General features: G+C 72.1%; 12 protein-coding genes and 2 pseudogenes. 7 read left to right on the top strand and 7 right to left on the bottom strand.

What is annotated here, in order from left to right; translation table 11 throughout:
• Positions 1–51: 51 nt before the first annotated feature.
• On the bottom strand, positions 52–1,548 hold the full coding sequence (locus GLX30_RS20085; protein WP_159690807.1) for an AMP-binding protein: 1,497 nt from the start codon (positions 1,546–1,548) through the stop codon (positions 52–54).
• A 131-nt stretch (positions 1,549–1,679) separates the two neighbouring features.
• On the opposite strand from GLX30_RS20085, the gene GLX30_RS20090 reads away from it, so the two are divergent.
• From GLX30_RS20090 to GLX30_RS20105, 4 genes and pseudogenes are all read left to right on the top strand, one after another.
• A complete protein-coding gene (locus GLX30_RS20090) occupies positions 1,680–2,876 on the top strand; it encodes an amidohydrolase family protein (protein WP_159690809.1) in 1,197 nt (398 codons plus the stop codon).
• Positions 2,876–4,008 (top strand): annotated as a pseudogene (locus tag GLX30_RS20095) (acyl-CoA dehydrogenase family protein). Before GLX30_RS20090 ends, GLX30_RS20095 begins: the two are co-directional and overlap by 1 nt.
• On the top strand, positions 4,008–4,934 hold the full coding sequence (locus GLX30_RS20100) for an acyl-CoA dehydrogenase family protein (RefSeq protein ID WP_159690811.1): 927 nt from the start codon (positions 4,008–4,010) through the stop codon (positions 4,932–4,934). Before GLX30_RS20095 ends, GLX30_RS20100 begins: the two are co-directional and overlap by 1 nt.
• Positions 4,935–5,380: 446 nt before the next feature.
• Complete coding sequence (locus tag GLX30_RS20105; RefSeq protein ID WP_159690812.1) at positions 5,381–5,836, top strand: ATP-binding protein; 456 nt, start codon at positions 5,381–5,383, stop codon at positions 5,834–5,836.
• Positions 5,837–5,928: 92 nt separating this feature from the next.
• On the opposite strand, the gene GLX30_RS20110 is transcribed toward GLX30_RS20105, so the two are convergent.
• Positions 5,929–6,855 (bottom strand): cyclase family protein, encoded by a 927-nt coding sequence (locus GLX30_RS20110; protein ID WP_159690814.1) that lies wholly within the window; start codon positions 6,853–6,855, stop codon positions 5,929–5,931.
• Positions 6,856–6,938: 83 nt separating this feature from the next.
• Here GLX30_RS20110 and GLX30_RS20115 point away from each other — a divergent pair.
• Positions 6,939–7,805 (top strand): annotated as a pseudogene (locus GLX30_RS20115) (SDR family oxidoreductase); the annotation flags it as partial.
• 199 nt (positions 7,806–8,004) lie between these two features.
• Positions 8,005–9,054 carry a Zn-dependent alcohol dehydrogenase gene (locus GLX30_RS20120; protein WP_159690816.1) on the top strand — a complete coding sequence of 350 codons (1,050 nt, stop codon included), beginning with the start codon at positions 8,005–8,007 and terminating at the stop codon, positions 9,052–9,054.
• A gap of 166 nt (positions 9,055–9,220) precedes the next feature.
• Here GLX30_RS20120 and GLX30_RS20125 read toward each other — a convergent pair whose 3' ends face one another.
• Positions 9,221–10,207: a helix-turn-helix domain-containing protein gene (locus tag GLX30_RS20125; RefSeq protein ID WP_159690817.1), complete on the bottom strand. Its 987-nt coding sequence runs from the start codon at positions 10,205–10,207 to the stop codon at positions 9,221–9,223.
• A gap of 71 nt (positions 10,208–10,278) precedes the next feature.
• On the opposite strand from GLX30_RS20125, the gene GLX30_RS20130 reads away from it, so the two are divergent.
• Entirely contained in the window at positions 10,279–11,655 is a 1,377-nt protein-coding gene (locus GLX30_RS20130) for an MFS transporter (protein WP_159690818.1), read from the top strand.
• Here GLX30_RS20130 and GLX30_RS20135 read toward each other — a convergent pair.
• From GLX30_RS20135 to GLX30_RS20150, 4 genes are all read right to left on the bottom strand, one after another.
• The gene (locus GLX30_RS20135) at positions 11,630–12,133 is read right to left on the bottom strand and encodes a DUF1203 domain-containing protein (RefSeq protein WP_159690820.1); all 504 of its coding nucleotides are present in this window, start codon (positions 12,131–12,133) and stop codon (positions 11,630–11,632) included. The genes GLX30_RS20130 and GLX30_RS20135 overlap by 26 nt on opposite strands.
• A 38-nt stretch (positions 12,134–12,171) precedes the next feature.
• Complete coding sequence (locus GLX30_RS20140) at positions 12,172–12,765, bottom strand: flavin reductase family protein (protein WP_159695138.1); 594 nt, start codon at positions 12,763–12,765, stop codon at positions 12,172–12,174.
• A 67-nt stretch (positions 12,766–12,832) separates the two neighbouring features.
• Positions 12,833–13,624 (bottom strand): enoyl-CoA hydratase-related protein, encoded by a 792-nt coding sequence (locus GLX30_RS20145; protein WP_159690823.1) that lies wholly within the window; start codon positions 13,622–13,624, stop codon positions 12,833–12,835.
• Positions 13,615–15,846, bottom strand: coding sequence for an acetate--CoA ligase family protein (locus GLX30_RS20150; protein WP_159690826.1), 2,232 nt, complete (start codon positions 15,844–15,846; stop codon positions 13,615–13,617). Before GLX30_RS20150 ends, GLX30_RS20145 begins: the two co-directional genes overlap by 10 nt.
• Between the last annotated feature and the right edge of the window lie 36 nt (positions 15,847–15,882).

Genomic DNA, 15,882 nt, shown 5'->3' on the forward strand with positions numbered 1-15,882 from the left:
ATCGTGTGCCTCGGACCGGACCCCGCCCGGTCCGGCCGGTCCGGAATCATGTCATGCGTACCGTTCGCGTAGTTTGTACTTGAGTACCTTCCGCAGCGCCTCGTTGCGGGGGAGAGCGTCCACCACCTCGAGCCGTTCCGGGAGTTTGTGGAGCGCGAGGCCCGTGCAGCGGAGGAAGTCGGTGAGGTCCTCCAGTGCGGGATCCGCCATGCCCGGCCTCCGCTCCACGACCGCGCACACCCGTTCGCCGCGCTCCTCGTCCGGCAGGCCGACGACGGCCACGTCGCCGACTGCGGGGTGACCGTGCAGCAGGTCCTCGATCTCCTTGGCCGAGATGTTCTCCCCCTTGCGGATGATGACGTCCTTGGCCCGCCCCGTGAGCACGAGGTGGCCGCTGTCGGTGAGCCGGCCGAGGTCCCCGGTGATCAGGAAGCCGTCGGCGTCGAAGGCCGCCGCCGTCGCGGCGGGGTCCAGGTAGCCCTGGCAGACCGCCTCACCGCGCAGCCGGACCTCACCGTCGACGATCCGTATCTCCATACCGGCAGGCGGTCTTCCTTCGGTCCGGACGAGGTCGTCCTCGCTGTCGTCGGGCGAGCCCATGGTGATCATCGGCACCTCGGTCATGCCGTAGCCGTGGGTGAGCAGGCAGCCCATCTCGCGGACGACGGCGCGGTGCAGTTCCGGCGGCTTGGGCGCGCCGCCGCCGGCGAGCAGCCGCAGGGTGGGGATCAGCTTCCGGCCGGGCTGCTTGCGCTGCTCGGCGAGGAACATCGCGTAGAAGGCGGTGGAGCCGCCGGCGACGGTGACGCCGTGCCTGCGGTACTCGTCGAGCGCGTCGGGCAGTGTGAACTTCTCGAAGAGCACCGCGGGGAACCCGTACAGCAGCAGCATCACCAGATAGTCAGGGCCGCCGATGTGCGCGAACGGGAAGGCGATCGAGCCGATGTCGTCCTCGGACAGGCGCAGCGCGTGCGCCAGGCACGAGCCGCCCGCGATCAGCGAACGGTCGGTGTGCAGCACGCCCTTGGGGTCGGAGGTGGTGCCGGAGGTCCAGTAGATCCAGCGCACGTCCGTGCCGGAGGCGGGCGGGGCGGGCAGCACGGAAGGATCGCCGTCGGGCAGCGACGCGTACGCCTCGAAGACGCCGCGGGCGCCGGCCCGCCGCGCCATGGCCGTGAAGTCGAAGCCACGCCATTCGCCCGGCACGGCGAAGTACGCGGCGTGTGACTCGCGGAGCGCGAAGCCGACCTCCCGGTCCCGGTAGAAGGGGATGACAGGCGACTGGACGGCGCCGAGGCGGGCGAGCGCCACGGTCAGCAGCACCGTCTCGATGCGGGTGGGCAGCTGCCAGGCGACGACCGTGCCGGGCCGGACACCCTTCGCGTACAGCCCGGCGGCGGTCCGCTCCGCCCGGTCGCGGAGTGCGCCGAAGGTGAGGACGCGTTCGCCCTGGAGCAGGACGGGGCGGTGCGGGGTGAGGGCGGCCCGGCGTGCGACGAGTTCCCAGAGGGTGCGGGCCGATCCCAGTGCGTGCGCGGTCTCTTCCATGCCCGGACACCTCCGCGAAAACGGGCTGACGGTCCGTCAGATCGTAGGGTCGTGCGCCTTGTCGGTCCAGGGGTGCGGGGCTAGCCTGAGCGACGTAACTGACGCACCGTCAGGAGCGGAGGAAGGTCCCGATGGAACAGGAACTGCCCCGGATCGTCAGCGTCGACGACCATGTCATCGAACCGGCGCACCTCTTCGAGACCTGGCTCCCCGCCAAGTACCGCGAACGCGGGCCCAAGCCGCTGACGGCCGGGATCGGCGAGCTCGCCTACGTCGGCGGCAAGTACCGGATCACGATGGACCCGGAAGGTCCGCCCACCGACTGGTGGATCTACGAGGACCTGAAGTTCCCGTACAAGCGCAACATCGCCGCCGTCGGGTTCGACCGCGACGAGATGACCCTCGAAGGCATCACCCGCGCCGAGATGCGGCCCGGCTGCTGGGATCCCGCCGAGCGCCTCAAGGACATGGACCTCAACCACGTCGAGGCGTCGCTCTGCTTCCCGACCTTTCCCCGCTTCTGCGGCCAGACCTTCGCGGAGGCCCACGACAAGGAGGTCGCGCTCGCCTGCGTCCGCGCCTACAACGACTGGATGGTCGAGGAGTGGTGCGGCGACAGCGGCGGCCGGCTCGTCCCGCTGTGCATCGTCCCGCTGTGGGACATCGGCCTGGCCGTCGCCGAGATCCGCAGGAACGCGGCGCGCGGCGTACGCGCCGTCACCTTCTCCGAGATCCCCACGTACCTCGGGCTGCCGTCGATCCACTCGGGCTACTGGGACCCGTTCTTCGCCGTCTGCCAGGAAACCGGCACGGTCGTCAACATGCACATCGGCTCGTCGTCCCAGATGCCCGCCGCTTCGCCCGACGCGCCGCCCGCCGTACAGGCCGCGCTCTCCTTCAACAACGCCATGGCGTCGATGACCGACTTCCTCTTCAGCGGCGTCCTCGTGCGCTTCCCGCGGCTCAAGCTCGCCTACAGCGAGGGCCAGATGGGATGGATCCCGTACGCCCTGGAACGCGCCGACGACGTGTGGCAGGAGCACCGGGCCTGGGGCGGTGTGCGCGACCTGGTGCCCGAACCACCCTCCACGTACTACTACCGGCAGATCTTCTGCTGCTTCTTCCGAGACAAGCACGGCGTCGCCTCCCTCGACACCGTGGGCCGCGACAACGCCACCTTCGAGACCGACTACCCGCACGTCGACTCGACCTTCCCGCACACCAAGCAGGTCGCCCTCGACCATGTGAAGGACCTGGACGACGAGACCGTGTACAAGCTGATGCGCGGCAACGCCATCCGCATGCTCGGCCTGGACCTGGACACGTAGTGGACCTGGCGTACACCGCCCAGGAGGAGGAGTTCCGGGCCCGGCTGCGCGAATGGCTGGCGGGCGCGCTGCCCACGCTGCCTCCGCCGCCGCCGGCCGGCGACTGGCCGGCGCGGCGCGCCTACGACAGCGCCTGGCAGCGGAGGCTGTACGACGCCGGCTACGGGAACGTGCACGGGGACGCCTCCCCGACCCTGCGGCTGATCTTCCTCGAGGAGACGGAGAAGGCCGGAGCGCCCTATGTGGGCGCGAACTTCGTAGGGCTGCTGCACGCCGGGCCGACCATCGCCGCGGAGGGCACCCCCAGCAGCGGGAACGCTGGCTCGGGCCCATCCTGCGCGGCGAGGCGATCTGGTGCCAGGGCTTCAGCGAACCGGACGCCGGGAGCGACCTCGCCTCCCTGCGCACCAAGGCCGTCCGCGACGGCGACGCCTACGTCGTCACCGGTCAGAAGATCTGGACCTCGCACGCCGAGGTGGCCGACTGGTGCGAACTGCTCGTACGCACCGATCCCGGCGCCCCCCGGCACCGCGGCATCACCTGGCTCGCCATGCCGATGGACGCGCCCGGCGTCACCGTGCGGCCGCTGCGCACACTGGCCGGGTCCGCCGAGTTCGCCGAAGTGTTCTTCGACGAGGTCCGCGTGCCCGCCGCGAACCGCGTCGGGGAGGAGAACGACGGCTGGCGCGTCACCATGGTCACGTTGTCCTTCGAACGCGGCACCGCCTTCGCCGGCGAGGTCGTCGCCTGCCGACGCACCCTCACCGAGGTGGCCGAGCATGCACGTGCGAACGGCTGCTGGGACGATCCGGTGCTGCGCCGCAGACTGGGCAGACTGCACGCCGAGTTCACGGCGCTGTGGCGGCTCGTGCAGTGGAACGTCAGCGAGGCCGCCGCCACCGGCGGTGTGCCCGGAACCGGCGGGTCCGTCTTCAAGCTCCGCTACTCCCACGCCCGTCAGGAGCTGTACGACGCCGCCGCGGAGGTCCTCGGAGCCGGCGCACTCGACCTGTCGCTGCCCTGGACGCGGGAGCGGCTCTCGTCCCTCTCGTACACCATCGCCGCCGGCACCTCCCAGATCCAGCGGAACATCCTCGCCGAGCGCGTCCTCGGCCTGCCGAAGGGGCGCTGATGGACTTCCGGCTCAGCGACGACCAGCGAGCGCTGCGCCGCGGCGTACGGGACCTGCTCGCCGCCCGCTTCGGACGCGAGGCGCTGCGGGCCGCCGTGGACCGCGCGGGCAGGCTCGACCGGAAGCTCTGGCGCGAACTGGGCGAGGCAGGGTTCTTCGCGCTCCGGCTGCCGGAGGACGACGGCGGAGCCGGCTCGGGTCTGCCGGAGGCGGTTCTGGCCTTCGAGGAGGCGGGCCGGGCGCTGCTGCCGGGGCCGCTGGTGGCGACGCATCTGGCGGCGGGCCTCGTGCCGGGAGCGGCCGACGGAACGGTGGTCGTCTCTTCCTCGTCCGAACTACCCTTTTCCGTAACGCACTTCGACGACGCGGACACTGTCGTCGTGTTCACGTCCGACGGCACTTCGCACGCGGTGGACGCCTCGGAAGCGGTCGCCGTGTGCTCCCTGGACCCGCTCACACCCCTGCACCGCCTTCCGCGCCCTTGTGCGCCCGAGGAGCCCGGTCCGCTGCTGGGGACCGCCGTCCTTCTCACGGCCGCGGAGCAGCTCGGCAGCGCCGCCCGCAGCACGGAGGAGGCGGTGCGCCACGCGAAGGAGCGGGTGCAGTTCGGGCAGCCGGTCGGCGGCTTCCAGGCCGTGGGGCACCTGTGCGCGGAGATGCTCGTCCGCACGGAGGTCGCGCGGGCGGCCGTCTACGCGGCGGCCGTCTGCGAGGACCTGACGGAGATCGCCGGCGCCAAACTGCTCGCCGACGAAGCGGCGGTGCGCGGCGCCAAGGACTGCCTCCAGGTGTTCGGCGGCATGGGCTTCACCTGGGAGTCGGACGTGCACCTCCACCTCAAACGCGCCCTGCTGCGGGCCCGGATGTGGATGACGACGGCTCAGGCGGAGGAGATTCAGGCGCAGGCTTTGGCCTCGGCATTCTGAACGGTCACCGTGCGTCGATATCGTGTTGTGTCCTTCGGAGGACTCGTCACTGGGCGGAGTCGGGGTACCGCTCCGGTACTCTCCGTGGGATGAGAGTCGCTGCGATGACGGGGTCTCACGGTGTCGCCGGTCAGGCGGTCCCGAGCCCGTCGGTGCGCACTGTCCGGGGCGATCTCTCACAGCCGTCGGGTCGCAGGTGGGGGCCCCTGTGGCGGTCGGCAGGCGGTAGGTGGGCCGGGCCGCGGAAGTGTTCTGCGGCCTTGTGTTCGACTGGCCGGGGCGCGGGTCGCACAGTATGCACCATGCGTACTCCTTCACGCTGGAATATGCCCGAAGCGCTTGTTGCGGTGACTGACAGTCAATCATGCTGTGCTGTAAGGGAATCACATTCCGTTATGGCTGTGAGGCGCGAGGCTATGTGTCCGCCGGTTCGGGTGGTGTGAGCGGTGCAGGTGCTTCAGGTGCAGTTGGAGATCGGATCCGACCCTTCGGAGGTGGGGCGGGCCCGTAGATGGGCCCGTTCACGGCTTCTCACGTCCGGTATGGGCGACGACGAGCCGCTGGCCGAGACGTTGATCCTGCTGATCTCGGAGCTCGTCACCAACGCCGTGGTGCACACCGGGTGTCCGGCCGTGCTGCGGATGCTGTTCGGTGCGGGCGCCGCGGAGGCCGGGACGGTCAGGGTCGAGGTCGCCGACGTCAGTGCCTGCCCGCCGAGACCGCGGCACGCACAGGGCGAGGACACCGGCGGACGCGGCCTGGAGCTCGTCGACGGCCTCGCGGACCGCTGGGGCTGGCAGCGGGAAGGTGCCGGCAAGTCCATCTGGTGCGAGGTGGACCGCGATCTGCCGGCGGACACCGCACGGCTGGCCGGCCCGCCGGTCGTGGCGCGCGGAGCCTGATCGCGCCTGCGGGTGCCCGGGGCGTCCTTGCCCTGCCTGCCGTTCCGGCGCGCGGCATCCGATCGCCGCTGCCCGCTGCGGGCGCGCGGACGTCAGAGTACGGCCACCGGTGCGACCGGCGTGCCGGTCCCGCCGACGAACGGCTCCGCCATCGCCGACAGCAGGAACGTGTACTGCCGATCCTGTGCACAGGCTGTGGACAACTCCTCCAGATTCCAGTTCTGGCCCTGCAGCATGCCCATCTCCACGAGGTCGAGCGCGTGCACCGCGAGCCACAAGGACTCGATCTCCGGAGGGAAGATCTCGAAGGTGAGGGTGTCGTTCGCGACGGCGGCGACGTCACGGGCGTGGAACCACTCGGGGGTGCGCACCGACAGCCCGGGCGACGGGAACGCGTAAGCGTGCCGGTCCCCCTTCAGGTACAGCCGCATCTGCCCCGTCCGTACGAGGACGATGTCGCCCGCGCGGACGGTGACCCGGCCGTACTCCGCCGCCTCGTCCAGGTCCTCCGGCGTGACGGCGTGGTCGACGGCGAGCCGGTCCAGCCCTTTCGCCCGCGCCACGTCCAGCAGTACGCCCCGTGAGACCACGGGGGTGGCCTTGTCGATGCCGCTGAAGCGGGCCCGGTCGTGCGGCGTGATCGTGTCGGCCGGGCGGCCGTTGTAGATGCGGCCCGAGTGCGAGGCGTGGGTCAGGGCGTCCCAGTGGGTGGCCGCCTGGAGCCCCATGGTCACCGTGTCGTCGCTGGTGGCGACGGTCCCGGGCCCGAAGAGCTCCTGGTTGATCTGGATCATCGTGTGCAGCGGGTTCACCCGTCCCGGGATGACGCCGGTCTGCACTCCGTCCTGCCGGAGGGGGAGCGCGAGGGGGACGCGCCGGCCGCTGCGCACCGAGGCGGCGGCGTTCCTGACCGCCTCTCCGGTGATCAGGTTCAGGGTGCCGATCTCGTCGTCCTCACCCCAGCGCCCCCAGTTGTTGACGCGTTTCGCGATGTCGTGGAACGCGGCCGGCAGTGACATCTGGCCTCCCGGGGCTTGTGTTCATGCGGCGGACCGGTCTTAGAATCTAACGGACCGTCAGAAACTGCGGGAAGGGGCCGGACGTGGGGAACTTCTTGGCAGGCAAGGCCGTCGCCGTGACCGGGGCGGGCCGGGGCATCGGGCGGGCGGTGGCGCTCGCCTGCGCGGCCGAGGGGGCGAAGGTCGTCGTCAACGACCACGGCGTCTCGATCGACGGCTCGTCGCCCACGTCTGCCGTCGCCGACGGCGTCGTGAAGGAGATCGAGGCCGCCGGCGGCACGGCCGTCGCCGTGGCCGACGACATCGCGACGATGGCGGGCGGGGCACGGGTCGTGGACGTGGCGCTCGCCGAGTACGGACGGCTCGACGGCGTCGTCTGCGTCGCCGGCATCCTGCGCGAACGGATGTTGTTCAACATGTCGGAGGACGAGTGGGACCCGGTCCTCGCCACCCACCTCAAAGGCACCTTCACCGTCTTCCGCGCCGCGTCGGCGGTGATGCGGGCCCAGAGGTCCGGCACCCTGATCGGCTTCACCAGCGGCAGTCACCAGGGCAGCGTGTCGCAGGCCAACTACTCCGCCGCCAAGGGCGGCGTCATCTCCCTGGTCCGCAGTGCGGCGCTCGGCCTGCACAAGTACGGGGTCACGGCCAACGCGGTGGCGCCGGTGGCCCGTACCCGCATGTCGGCGAACGTCCCCATGGAACTCAAGGAGATCGGCGACCCCGAGGACGTCGCCGCCCTCGTCGTCTACCTGCTCTCCGAGCGTGCCCGCGCCGAGCGGATCACCGGGCAGGTCTACACGATCGCCGGCCCCAAGATCGCGGTGTGGGCGCAGCCGAGGGAGTTGCGTGCCGCCTACGGGGAAGGGCCCTGGACCCCCGACCGGATAGCCGACTTCCTCCCCGGCACGGTCGGCACCGACCCGATGCCGCTGCTGGAGCGGCTGGAGACGCCGCGCGGCGGCGACACCGGCCGCGCCGACACGGCCCCGCCGACGCCACCGGCCGGCGCCCCGGCGCCCTGCCCAAGGACTGAGCCGCCGCCGTGGAATTCCTCTTCTTCCGGGCCGACCCGGTCCACGCCCGCTCCGGCGAGAGCCGGCGGAACACCGTCGCCGAGCGGTTGCTCGGCCTGCCGAAGGAGCCGCGATGAGAGGCGTCGTGTTCGACGGCGAACAGGCCGAGGTCGTCGCGGACCTGGAGGTACGGGACCCGGGGCCGGGAGAGGTCGCCGTCGACATCGCTGCCGCCGGGCTCTGCCACAGCGACCTGTCGGTGATCGACGGGACGATCCCCTTCCCCGTGCCGGTGGTGCTCGGCCACGAGGGCGCGGGCGTGGTAGCGGCGGTCGGCCACGGGGTCGGCCATGTGGCGCCCGGCGACCATGTCGCCCTGTCCACCCTCGCCAACTGCGGTACCTGCGCCGACTGCGACCGCGGGCGCCCCACCATGTGCCGCCGGGCGATCGGCCGTCCCGGCCGCCCCTTCTCCCGGGCCGGCACGCCGCTGTTCCAGTTCGCGTCCAACTCCGCTTTCGTGGAGCGCACGGTCGTCAAGGCCGTGCAGGCCGTGAGGATCCCCGCGGACATTCCCCTGACCTCGGCGGCGCTGATCGGCTGCGGCGTCCTGACCGGCGTCGGGGCGGTGCTCAACCGGGCCGAGGTGCAGCGCGGTGACACCGTGGTCGTCATCGGCACCGGCGGCATCGGGCTCAACGTCCTTCAGGGCGCCAGGATCGCCGGCGCATCCGTGATCCTCGCCGTCGACACCAACCCGGCGAAGGAGGCCGTGGCCCGGCAGTTCGGCGCGACGCACTTCCTCGGGTCGGCCGACGGTGTGCGCGATGTCCTGCCGACCGGCGCGGACCATGTCTTCGAGTGCGTCGGCAGCGCCGCGCTCGTGCGGCGGGCGATCGAACTGCTCGACCGGCGCGGCCAGGCGATCCTGCTCGGGATGCCGGCCCCGACGGCCGAGGTGTCCTTCCTGCCCGCCTCGATGTTCCTGGACAAGTCGGTGCTCGGCTGCCGTTACGGCTCCTCCCGCCCGCAGCACGACATCGCGCTCTACGCCGATCTGTACCGCCGGGGCGGTCTGCTCCTCGACGAACTGGTCACCGCCACCTACCCCGTCGAGGACTTCGCCAAGGCGGCAGAGGACGCGAGGCAGGGACGGGTGGCGCGCGGTGTGCTGACCTTCTGAGTCCCGAAAGTCGTGGCTCCGGCCGGGCCACCACCCTGGCCTCACGTGACCGGGGTCGCGCGGCCCCGCAGGTCCCGGAGCCGTGGCAGAGCGGCCCATTGCGATCGGCGTCCGTCCGTCCGCCCGGGCCCCTCCCGCGTGCCCGTCCGTCCGCCCGGCCTCCGGGTCAGGCGTTGCCCGCGCTCGCGCGGAAGGTGCGCCGGTAGACGGTGGGCGGGACGCCGAGCGCCGCCTGGAGATGCTGGCGCATCGACTGGGCCGTGCCGAAGCCCGCGTCCCGCGCCACCTGGTCCACCGACAGGTCCGTGGACTCCAGCAGATGCCGGGCCCGTTCCACCCGCTGCTGGGTGAGCCACTGCCCCGGACTGATGCCGACCTCCTCGCGGAAGCGGCGGGTGAAGGTCCGTACGGACATCGATTCCTGGTCGGCCATGTCCCGCAGTGGCAGCGGCTCGTGCAGCCGGTCGAGCGCCCAGGCGCGGGCGGCCGTGGTGGTCGCCAACTGCGGTTCCGGCACGGGCCGGTGGATGTACTGGGCCTGGCCGCCGTCGCGGTGCGGCGGTACGACGGTCCGGCGCGCCACCTCGTTGGCGACGGCGGCGCCGTGGTCGCGGCGCACGATGTGCAGGCAGAGGTCGAGTCCCGCCGCGACCCCCGCAGAAGTGAGCACGTCGCCGTCGTCGATGAACAGGACGTCCGCGTCCACCCTGACGGACGGGAACATCCGCTGGAAGTGCTCGGCCGCCGACCAGTGCGTGGTGGCGGGGCGGCCGTCGAGACAGCCGGCGGCGGCGAGTACGTACCCGCCGGTGCAGATGGACACCATGCGCGTGCCGGGCCGGATGTGCGCGAGGGCGGCGGCCAGATCCTCGGGGAGCCGGCCCTCGTCGTAGACCGGCCCCAGCTCGTACGACGCGGGGACGACGACCGTGTCCGCGGTGGCCAGGACCTCCGGCCCGTGCTCGACGTTCACGGCGAAGTCGGCGTCCGTCATGACCGGTCCCGGGCTGATGCCGCACGTGACGACCTCGTAGAGGGCGTTGCCGGCGGCGTCCTTGGCGCGGCCGAAGATCCGGTGCGGGATGCCGAGCTCGAAGGGGAGCAGTCCCTGGAGCGCCAGGATCACGATCCGGTGCCTTCTCACAGCAGTCATGGCCCGATCCTATCGAATGCTGTCCTCCGGGCCACTCGTTGCGGAGGGGACGGGACCGGAAGCTGGGTGACGTGACCCAGACAACCGCGCCTCGCACCGGCTCCGAGCAGCCGCTTCGCCGCCCGCCCCGTATTCACCGCGCCTGGTTCGTCGCAGCCGTCACCTTCGTGACGATCATCGGAGCCGCGGCCTTCGCGTCACTGCCGGGTCTGCTGATCGAGCCGTTGCACGAAGACTTCGGATGGTCGCGGGGCACCATCGGCTTCGCCGTCTCGGTCAACCTGGCCCTGTACGGGCTGACCGCGCCGTTCGCCGCGGCCCTGATGGACCGCTTCGGCATCCGCCGGGTCGTCGCCGTCGCGCTGAGTGTGATCGCGATCGGGTCGGCGCTGACGGTGACGATGACCGCGGCCTGGCAACTGGTCCTGTACTGGGGCGTCCTCGTCGGCCTCGGCTCCGGCTCCATGGCGCTCGCGTTCGCCGCGACGGTCACCAACCGGTGGTTCGTGCAGCGCCGCGGGCTGGTCACCGGCATCCTCACCGCGGCGGGCGCGTCCGGGCAACTCGTCTTCCTGCCGCTGCTGTCCTGGCTGGTCGAGAACCACCGCTGGGAGCCCGCCTCGATCACCGTCGCACTCTCCGCGCTGGCCGTCGTCCCCTTCGTCTGGCTGCTGCTGCGCGACCACCCGGCCGACGTGGGCCTCGCGGCGTACGGCGCCGAGGGCTTCACGCCCAAGCCCGACCCGGTCCCCGGCGCGGCGCGCAGGGCGGTCGCCGTCCTCTTCCGTGCCGCCCGCACCGGCCCGTTCTGGCTGCTGGCGGGCACCTTCGCGATCTGCGGCGCCTCGACGAACGGTCTGGTCAAGACGCACTTCGTGCCCGCGGCGCACGACCACGGCATGCCGATCACGGCCGCCGCGTCGCTCCTCGCCGTCATCGGTGTCTTCGACGTCGTCGGCACGATCGCGTCCGGCTGGTTCACCGACCGCTTCGAGGCGCGCCGCCTCCTCGCCGTGTACTACGCGCTGCGCGGTGTCTCGTTGCTCTTCCTGCCCGTGCTGCTCGGGCCGTCCGTCGAGCCGCCGATGATCTTCTTCATCGTCTTCTACGGCCTCGACTGGGTCGCCACCGTCCCCCCGACGATCGCCCTGTGCCGCGAACACTACGGCGACGACAGCGCGATCGTCTTCGGCTGGGTGCTGGCCTCCCATCAGATCGGCGCGGCCGTCGTCGCCTTCGCGGGCGGGGTCGCCCGCGACGTGTTCGGCGAGTACGACGTGGTCTGGTACGCCTCCGGCGCCCTGTGCGCGGCGGCGGCCCTGATGGCCCTGGTCATCCGCCGCAAGCCGCTCCCGAAGGCGGTCCCGGCCGTCGCGCCCCAGGGTCTTTCGTCCGGATCCGGCCCGATCCGGACGAAAGACCTCAACGGCGACGGATCTCGGCCATGAAGCAGCCGAACTCCACGGCCCGCACGTGCACCAGGGCCACCGCCGGATCGGTGAAGACGTCCCGCAGGACGCCGTCCACCTCGGCGGCCCGCTCCCGGGGAAGCTCGACCAGCGTCCCGCCGAGGATGCGCCCGCCGGTGTCGTACGCGCGCAGCACCCTGCGCGGGCCGTGCAGCCGGACCGGGTAGCCGGGCCCGGACGTCTGCCCCGCGCACTCCTCCGCGTGGACGAAGACGGGCCCGCATTCGTCGTACGGTCCCGGGTCCGCGCCGGTCCCGGCCGCCCAGCGGCGCAGCGGCGCGTACGAGACGAGAGCGATGCGCTCGCCCGCCTCGCTGTGCCGCAGACAGCAGCGGAGCGGGGCGCCGCCCTGCGGATCGACGGCGGGCCGCGGGACGCGTCCCGCGTCGTCGCGTTCCCGCAGCTGCTTCAGCACGGTGGGCGCGATGGCAAGGGTTTCGTAGGTCGTCGTGGTCATGCGACCAGCATCCGCGGGGGGCAGGTGTGTGCCGGCGGCTATCGGACGTCGAAGCGCCCGAACCGCCCGCGGTGGAACAGCAGGGGCGCTCCGTCCTCCTCGGCGTCAAGTGCCGCCACCCGGCCGACGACGAGCAGGTGGTCGCCGCCGGTGTGTACGGCCTGGACGGTGCAGTCGATCCAGGCGGGCACACCGTCCAGCAGCGGCGCGCCGGTGAAGGGCGCCGGCCGGTACGCGACCCCGGCGAACTTGTCCGCCCCGCTCACGGCGAAGCCCCGGCACAGCTCACCCTGGTCCTTGCCGAGGATGTTCACGCAGAAGCCTCCGGCGCGGGCGATCCGCGGCCAGGTCGTGGACGTGCGCCCCACCATGAAGACGACGAGCGGCGGATCGAGTGACAGCGACGCGAACGACTGGCAGGCGAACCCCGCCGGCCCGTCCTCGCCGGCCGCCGTCACGACGGTCACCCCGCTGGCGAAGTGCCCCAGTACCCGTCGGAACTCACCGGCACCGAAGGGCGCCCGCTCGTCCTCCCCGACGGCCCGCAGCACGGGTGCCGGCACGGCGGCCTCCGGTCCGGCCCCGGTCGGCGCCCCGACGGACCTCAGATAACGGACGGCGGTGGCGGCCATGGCCGCGTGTCCCATCACCCCTCCATTGAAACTGACGGCACGTCAGATGAGAACCCCCGCGGCTCCGCTACCGCCCCTCGAAACGCGCCGCCCTGCGCTCCACGAAGCTCGCCACACCCTCCTGGGCGTCGCGGGTGGTCATGTTGAGTTCCTGGGACACGGCCTCCGCGGCGAACGACGTGGCGCGGTCCGCGTCGAGGGAGGTGTTCACCAGGTGCTTGGTGAGGGCGAGCGCCCGGGTCGGACCGGCGGCGAGGCGGGCGGCCCATTCGCGGGCCGTCCTGTCCAGGTCCGCCGCGGGGACGACCCGGTTGACGAGGCCCATGCGCAGCGCCTCGGGCGCGGGGAGGGCGTCGCCGAAGAACATCAGCTCCTTCGCGCGCTGCGGGCCGATCAGGCGGGGCAGCAGATAGGCCCCGCCACCGTCCGGCACCAGCCCCCGTCGTACGAACACCTCGATGAAGCGGGCCTCTTCCGCCGCCAGGACCAGGTCGCAGGCGAAGGCCAGATGCGCGCCGATACCGGCCGCCGTGCCGTTGACCGCCGCGATCACCGGCTTCTCGCAGTCCAGCACCGACCCGATCAGCCGCTGCGCGCCGAGCCGGATGGTCCGGGCGACGTCCCCCGGGACGCGTTCTCGCGGCGGAGCCCCCCGCAGGTCGGCGCCCGCGCAGAAGCCCTGGCCCGTTGCCGTGACGACGACGGCGCGCACCGCCGGGTCCGAGGACGCGGCGGCGAGCAGGTCGATGATCCGCTCCCGTTGCTCCCAGGTGAGGGCGTTCATAGCCTTCGGGCGGTCGAGGGTGATCCAGGAGACGCCGTCCGACAGGGTGTGCCGCACCTCAGGGCTCACCGGCACACCGCCAGCGCGTCCAGCGCCACCGCGCCCTGCCCGCGCGGCAGCACCATCAGCGGGTTGACCTCCAGTTCCGCGAGCTGGTCGCCCAGTTCGAGCGCCATCCGCTGCACCCGCAGGACCACCTCGACGAGTGCGTCCACGTCCACCGGCGGGCCGCCCCGTACGCCGTCGAACAGGGCCCGGCCGCGCAGTTCGCCGAGCATCGCCCGTGCCTGGTCCTCGCCGAAGGGCGGGACGCGTACGGCGGTGTCGTGCAGCACCTCCACCAGCACCCCGCCGAGGCCGACGGTCACGGTGGGGCCGAACAGTTCGTCCGGCGCGACCCCGACGACCGTCTCGACGCCCCGCTCCACCATCTGGCACACCAGCACGCCGTCGAGGTCCACGCCCTCGTAGCGGGCGATGTCGACGAGCTCGCGGTAGCTGTCGCGCACCTGGCTCGCCGAGGTCAGGCCGATCTTGACGAGGCCCAGCTCGGTCTTGTGCGCGAGCTGCGGCGCCGACGCCTTCATCACGACCGGGTAGCCCACCAGGGCCGCCGCCCGTACCGACGCCGCAGCGCTCGTCACCAGCTGTTCGCGGGGCACGCGGATCCCGTAGGCCCGCAGCAGCTGCTTCGCCGCGTGCTCGCTCAGCTGCTCGCCGGGCCGCATCAGCGCCTGAGCCTTGCGGTACGAGAGGGAGGGGGTGCGCGGCGCCTCGTCGAACGGGGAGCGGTAGCAGGACGTGAACCGGTGGTGGGACAGGTGGGCGCGCACGGCCGTGATGCAGTTGGAGAAGGTGCGGAAGGTGGCGACACGCGAGGAGCCGAGCAGCGTGGTCCGGTACGCCTCCTCCGTGCCGGCCGGGGACCCCCACACCACGCACACCAGCTTGTCGGTGGTCTCCGCCGCGTCGACCAGGTCCTGGGCGAGCCTGTCGCTCATCGGCGGGAAGGGCCCGGTGATCGGGCAGATCAGCACGTCCACGTCCGGGTCGGCCAGGATCGCGTCGATGATCTTGCGGCCGCGGTGGTCGCCCACCGGATGTCCGCCGTTGTCGATGGGGTTGGAGACGTTCAGATAGGGCGGTATCCACTGGTGCAGTTCGGCCTGCCGGGCGTCGCTCAGCCGTGGGATCCGCAGTCCCGCGGCGGTCGCCAGGTCCGCGAAGTGGGCGCCGGTGCCGCCGGAGATCGAGTAGACGGCGACGCCGTCGCCGGCCGGGCGCCGCGCACGCGCGAGCAGCGCCGCCGTGTCCTGGAGTTCATCGAGCCCGTCGACACGGATGACGCCGAACTGCCGCATCGCCGCGTCCACGACCTGGTCGCTGCCGGTGAGTTTGCCGGTGTGCGAGGCGGCCGTCCGCGCCCCGGTGTCGGTGCGGCCGACCTTGACGGCGACGACCGGCACCCCGCGCCGGGCCGCCCGGTCGGCGGCGAGCACGAAGGAGCGCCCGTCCTTCAGCCCCTCCACGTAGCAGGCGATGGAGCCGACCTCCGGGCGTTCGGCGAAGTACGAGATGAAGTCGGCGGTCTCGAGGTCGGCCTCGTTGCCGGTAGGCGCCCAGTGGGAGAGTCGTATCCCGAGCTCCTGAAGGGTGAACACGGGCCTGCCCTGGTGGCCGGACTGGGTGATGAGCGCGATCGCCGGCCCTTCGAGGTCGTCGCGGAACGTCTCGAAGGCGTTGAGATTGGTGTTGGGGCCCAGCAGCCGTACACCGGAGCGCCCCACGGCGGCCGCCAGCCGTGCCTGGGCGGCGGCGCCTTCTTCGCCGGTCTCCGCGTACCCGGAGGCGAACGCGACCGCGAACGGCACCTTGAGCTCGCCGAGTTGCGGGATCAGCGGGAGCGGGTCGCGGACCAGCAGTACGGCGAGGTCGACGGGGCCCGGCAGATCCGCGACGGAGGTTACACAGTCGAGACCGAAGACGGAGGGCCGGGTGGGGTGCACGGGGTGCAGACGGGCGCCTACGCGGGCGGCCCAGTCGACGAGTCGGCGGGTGATGCCGGTGTTGGGCCTGCCCTCGGTGTCCGATGCCCCGACGACCGCGACGGAGGAGGGGCGGAAGAACCGGTCCAGGTCGGGCACCGGCGCGTACAGGGGCCGGCCGCTCACATCGAGGTCGCCTGTGGACGCGGCGGGTCCGGCGGCTTCGTGGACGGCGTTTCCGGGGCGCTCGCCGCAGGCGACGACGCGCGCGCGAAGGTCGGAGGTGAGGGTGCCGTGCGTTGATCCGAGCATCGCTGGTCTCCGCTCCTGCTCGATGGCCGAGCTGCC

Origin of the sequence: Streptomyces sp. Tu 2975, from assembly GCF_009832925.1 — a bacterium.
GTDB lineage: Bacteria > Actinomycetota > Actinomycetes > Streptomycetales > Streptomycetaceae > Streptomyces.

Excerpts from the sequence above, each read along its gene's own strand:
- GLX30_RS20085 (WP_159690807.1), bottom strand. The coding sequence starts at position 1,548 with ATGGAAGAGACCGCGCACGCACTGGGATCGGCCCGCACCCTCTGGGAA.
- GLX30_RS20090 (WP_159690809.1), top strand. The coding sequence starts at position 1,680 with ATGGAACAGGAACTGCCCCGGATCGTCAGCGTCGACGACCATGTCATC.
- GLX30_RS20100 (WP_159690811.1), top strand. The coding sequence starts at position 4,008 with ATGGACTTCCGGCTCAGCGACGACCAGCGAGCGCTGCGCCGCGGCGTA.
- GLX30_RS20110 (WP_159690814.1), bottom strand. The coding sequence starts at position 6,855 with ATGTCACTGCCGGCCGCGTTCCACGACATCGCGAAACGCGTCAACAAC.
- GLX30_RS20120 (WP_159690816.1), top strand. The coding sequence starts at position 8,005 with ATGAGAGGCGTCGTGTTCGACGGCGAACAGGCCGAGGTCGTCGCGGAC.
- GLX30_RS20125 (WP_159690817.1), bottom strand. The coding sequence starts at position 10,207 with ATGACTGCTGTGAGAAGGCACCGGATCGTGATCCTGGCGCTCCAGGGA.
- GLX30_RS20135 (WP_159690820.1), bottom strand. The coding sequence starts at position 12,133 with ATGACCACGACGACCTACGAAACCCTTGCCATCGCGCCCACCGTGCTG.
- GLX30_RS20140 (WP_159695138.1), bottom strand. The coding sequence starts at position 12,765 with ATGGCCGCCACCGCCGTCCGTTATCTGAGGTCCGTCGGGGCGCCGACC.
- GLX30_RS20150 (WP_159690826.1), bottom strand. The coding sequence starts at position 15,846 with ATGCTCGGATCAACGCACGGCACCCTCACCTCCGACCTTCGCGCGCGC.